General features: G+C 49.4%; 7 protein-coding genes. 4 read left to right on the top strand and 3 right to left on the bottom strand.

Going from position 1 to position 4592, the window contains the following annotated elements; genetic code table 11:
- The 3 genes from Q7V48_12105 to Q7V48_12095 all read left to right on the top strand — a co-directional run.
- Positions 1-232: zinc-binding dehydrogenase (locus Q7V48_12105; GenBank protein ID MDO9211469.1), on the top strand; the 232-nt coding region annotated here is incomplete at its 5' end.
- Between the two features lie 152 nt (positions 233-384).
- Positions 385-888 (top strand): hypothetical protein, encoded by a 504-nt coding sequence (locus Q7V48_12100; protein ID MDO9211468.1) that lies wholly within the window; start codon positions 385-387, stop codon positions 886-888.
- Positions 889-942: 54 nt separating this feature from the next.
- Positions 943-1284 carry a hypothetical protein gene (locus Q7V48_12095; protein MDO9211467.1) on the top strand — a complete coding sequence of 114 codons (342 nt, stop codon included), beginning with the start codon at positions 943-945 and terminating at the stop codon, positions 1282-1284.
- Positions 1285-1716: 432 nt separating this feature from the next.
- Here Q7V48_12095 and Q7V48_12090 read toward each other — a convergent pair whose 3' ends face one another.
- Positions 1717-1980: a DUF4124 domain-containing protein gene (locus Q7V48_12090; GenBank protein ID MDO9211466.1), complete on the bottom strand. Its 264-nt coding sequence runs from the start codon at positions 1978-1980 to the stop codon at positions 1717-1719.
- Positions 1981-2009: 29 nt separating this feature from the next.
- Positions 2010-2252, bottom strand: a complete 243-nt coding sequence (locus Q7V48_12085; protein ID MDO9211465.1) for a hypothetical protein — start codon at positions 2250-2252, stop codon at positions 2010-2012.
- 502 nt (positions 2253-2754) lie between these two features.
- Here Q7V48_12085 and Q7V48_12080 point away from each other — a divergent pair.
- A complete protein-coding gene (locus Q7V48_12080; protein MDO9211464.1) occupies positions 2755-3186 on the top strand; it encodes a hypothetical protein in 432 nt (143 codons plus the stop codon).
- A 252-nt stretch (positions 3187-3438) separates the two neighbouring features.
- Here Q7V48_12080 and Q7V48_12075 read toward each other — a convergent pair.
- A partial coding sequence (locus Q7V48_12075; GenBank protein MDO9211463.1) for a TRAP transporter fused permease subunit occupies positions 3439-4592 on the bottom strand: 1154 nt, incomplete at its 5' end.

Raw genomic sequence — 4592 nt, 5'->3', positions numbered from 1 at the left:
GGGTGAGACCTCTTTTGACATCAGCCGGGACATCATGCATAAGCAGCTAACCATACACGGTTCCTGGACTATGAGCACGATCGGCTTAGGAGAGGTCGCGAGATATGTGGCCGAACGCAAGCTCCCGTTAAAGAAACTGATCACCCATCATTTCCGTCTGGAGCAAGCGGCCGAGGCTTACAAGATCTTTGAGTCAGGGCAGACGGGGAAAGTGGTAATCACTTGGGTCTAAGATATCGGTCCTAGACCAAGTTTCCCGCAAAATTCCGGGGACACATACCTAAGAGGCTGTCCGGTTCAGACTTTCCGAATGAGAAAAAAACTCAGTGCATAATTTGCCAATCTTGTCGTGAAGCAGAAGAATTTAAGTAGAGGAGGTGCCCTATGGATCAGCGCCGGCCATACCGGTCTTTCGTGAGCTATATCGATCGCAGCCGGGAGTACTACGCCGCTCAGGGCTACTCCCAGCCGTATACCTGGGCCCACCACGACGACGCCCCCTTCACCCCTCTTAAAAAGCCGCTCTCCGAGTGCCGGGTAGGGTTGGTGACGACCGCAGGCAAAATGGATGCCGAAGCTGAAGGACAGGGCCGGCGGAAAACCAGGGAGTTATATGCGCTGGCGGCAAATCCGGCCCCGATGCGCATGTTCACTGCCGACCTGTTCTGGGACAAAGGCGCAACCCACACTGACGACGGCGATAGTTTCCTACCGCTGAACCGTCTAGCCGAGTACGCTGCTGGCAGCCGCATCGAGTCGGTGTCGCCCCGCTTCTATGGGGTCCCCACCGACTACAGCCAGGGCAGGACATCGTTGCGGGACGCCCCGAAGATCCTTGAGTGGTGCCGTGAGGATGGTGTCGGCGCCATGCTCCTCTCGGCACTCTGACCGGTCTGCCACCAGACCGTGAGTCTGGTCGCCCGACACCTCGAAGAAAACGGCGTGCCTACGGTAGTATTGGGCTCGGCCCGCGACATCGTCGAGGAATGCGGCGTCGCCCGCTTCGTGTTCACCGACTTCCCACTGGGAAACCCCTGCGGGAAGCCCTGGGACACCGAGATGCAGCGCTCGATCGTGGGAACTGCCCTTAATCTGCTTGAGAGGGCCTGGATGCCCCGCACCACGGTTCAGACGCCGTTTCGCTGGGGCAACGACGAGTGGCGCGACGCCTTCATGCGGGTCGACGACAGTAACCGCGAAGCGCTCGCCCGGGAGGGAGAAGAGCGCCGCCGCCGGCAGGCCGAAGCGAAGAAAGGTAACCGGTACCGCAATGGCAAGTCTTGAAATCCTGTAGGGAGGGGACGTAGGTTTTGAAACAACCTATGGAAGAGGTTGGCGGTTCTTTCTAAATATCTAGTCCGTCCACGAGTGTTTCAGAAATCATTGCTGGGTATTTGCCGGAGGGGAAGGATATGTTAGCTGATTTTGAAAAGCCATGGTTCTAATGGAATATAAAAGAATCAAGAGGATGTTAAAAGGATACGCAAGACCCTATTTTCAATTTGTAATAATGGCAAACCAAAAAAGAAGAAAGAAAGGAGGCCTTTCATGAATAAACCCACTATTCTTGATAACACCTTTCATTTCATTTTGAGGCGTATGATAGAAACCGGGCAGGCGCCGCACTATACTGAGATCGCTGCGGAGCTAGGGGCTTCACCGGAGGAGGGGCGAAAAACTCTCCATGAGCTCTTTAGTATGAGGATCCCCGCTTGGCTATTTCCGGGGATTGATTATATCGTCTCCTTTGCCCCATTCAACAATCTTCCTACTCAATATCGGCTGACCATTTCTTTTTTTTTGATTGATTACCCCTTTTGAATTTTGTTCTTTATTTGAGGTACCATCTTTTAAAAGAGAAGACATTAAGTTATCGGTAAAGCAGACCTTACCCTCCTTGTCCACATACTTGTAGACCTGAGCAAAAGAATCCGATCCGAAGAAAAGAAAAAGACCCAAAAGAAAAATCAATATGGCCATGGTCCGCCTCCCGCTTCTTTTATGCCATTCTATAATAGCAGTTTTTGTCGTAACGAAGTCACCTCTCCTCTTTGTTTTTGATATGCGTCCCAGTCAATATCTTCCACTTTTACATGAAGGCCAAAACTACCGCTTTTATGCAACAAGAAAATTGTATTATCTATTTCTGTCTTTTGATAAAGATACTCCCTCGTTTTTATATGTTTAAGAGCATCTCCCCGTAATATTAATAATTCTCCCGGAGTAAGTGATTCCAAAAATTCAGATAACATCTTCTACCTCTATCGTAAAGCAACGAGAGGATAATGAATTGTGAGTTTTGGAAACCATTGTCATTGAATAATCTGCCTATTTTCCCAAAGCAAATTTTATGCCACCAAATCATTGGAAGCGGAAAGCACCCTGGAAGGTAGGAGCTGGGGGTAAGGTTGAAATATTTTTATTGACAGTTTTTAGGTGTTTTTGGAAGTTGATCTTATTTGGTTTCCATCCGGAAACTCCCTCTCCCCTTGCGGGAGAGGGGCGGGGTGAGGGGAAATTAAAAAGAAAATCTGAGATTCCAAATCGTTATCACCCCCACCCTTCCCTCCTCCATCGAAGGGGGAGGGAAAAAGTTGGGTTTCCGGATGTGAACTATTTAGTCTTTTTTTTAACTATCAGGCAGAGATTCTGTTGGTTGTCGAGAATGCTTTATTTATGTTTAATAAGAAAGAAAAGAGAAGCCATTGATCATTTTTGTGCAAATTGGCGAAGGGGGTCACTTATAATGAGGCTTTGGCAGAAGCTGACAAAGTTGAGCGAAGGGAGTGCCGCCGCGCTGGAGATGTGCGACGTTTGACTCATCATGGGCGGGAATTACCGGACAGGCGTGAGGTTCACGAGCGGCTGTGGAAAAAGCTCGAAAATGGGGTGAGCGTATGGATTGTCAATGGTCGCCTTGTTCGCAGTGTGTTCGATATCGACTTTACAGAAGGTGGCCATGATTATGTTTATGAATTCGTCCCAGAGAACGAAGTCTGGATTGATGATGATATCGAAGAAAAAGAGCGGGGTTATGTGCTTTTGCATGAGTTACATGAACGCAATCGCATGGCCGGTGGCTGGCCTTACAACAAAGCCCATGCCGAATCCAGCCGTCTTGAATATCGCTATCGCCATCATCCAGAGGAATTGCATGAAGCCCTGGCGGCAGAGGGCTGGGAGTAATGCCTCGTAGCACTATATGATAGAAGGGATTTAGGGGAAACTCTGGAAAAGATCCGGAAACTTCAGAGGAAACTAAACCAGAAGGCCAAGCAGGACTGCGAAAGCCCCTGGAAGAAGATGATCGGAAAGCCGGATTCAAACCAACTGAACATCCGTTTTGATGAGCGGGAGCTGGAGATAGGGCATAGGCTAATACGCTAGTTTTCTACTCTACCCCCTTTTCCTGTCCCTGTTCATAGAGCCTCGTCATCCTTATAACCGCTTTTCCGTTTTATCTGCCTCCCCACCCACTAAAACCGGGATGGCTTCTTGTGGCCGCCAGTTCCACCTCTTTTGTAAAAATAGAGCCATTCCGAATAAAGCATAGCCGATGAGGTCAGTGGTAAGACGAGAATCGATCAAAGCAAGAGCAGCCCCAAAGAGCAACACCCTTTCAATAAAATTAGCAGGTTTGATCAAATAGCCGATCATCGAAGCGGAGAGAGCGATCACCCCTATGCATGCGGAGAGAAATCCAATAATCACCCATAGAATAGGGCCTTGTCCTAAAAGAGTTGGGTTGTAAACAAACATAAAGGGGACTAAGAATCCTGCAAAGCCGATGCGGCAGGCGGTCAATGCTGTCCGGAACCAGTGAGCCCCCGCAATCGCTGCCCCTACATAGGCTCCCAAGGCCACGGGTGGTGTTACTCCAGCCAGGACTGCATAATAGAAAATGAAGAGATGAGCAGGAAGTGGCTCGATACCTACGCTGACAAAAGCGCCAGCCACGATTGAGATCCCCAGAATATAGGCTGCCACCGTCGGAACGCCCATGCCCAATATGATGGTGACGACCATGCCCAATGCCAAAGCGATCAGAAGGGATTGGCCGCTTAGGGCGATGATTACAGAGGAGAACTTAACAGCCAATCCGGTCATCCCTACAACAGCCACTACAAATTGAACTATACCAGCCATGGAGGCTACGAAAGCAGCCGTATAGGCACCTGCCTCCAGGGCTTTCATTACCTTTTTCAGTGCTTCCCAGAGCTCTTTTCTACTTCTCTGAGAGATAAGGTATAGAAGCAGCGCAATGATAAAAGACCAGAAGGCACAAGTGGTTGGGGTATACATCAAAACCAATAAAACGCTCAAAAGGACTAAAGGAATAAAGAGGGTATGGCTTCCAGCGAACATCTCTTTAAGGGGGATCTTTCCTGCATCTGGATCAGGAAGCATTCCCAAACGTTTCGCCTCAAATTGGACAGCCATCCAACATCCGAGATAATAGAGGATAGCTGGAATCAAGGCCGATGCGGCAATTTTGAAATAGGAGATGCCCAGGATATCGGCCATGATAAAGGCTCCAGCACCCATGATCGGCGGCATGATCTGGCCACCAGAGGAGGCAGCCGCCTCGACAG

This window comes from Deltaproteobacteria bacterium (assembly GCA_030654105.1).
Classification (GTDB): domain Bacteria; phylum Desulfobacterota; class SM23-61; order SM23-61; family SM23-61; genus JAHJQK01.
Note: the sequence above shows the minus strand (reverse complement) of the source record. Positions and strands in the feature narration are given on the sequence as shown.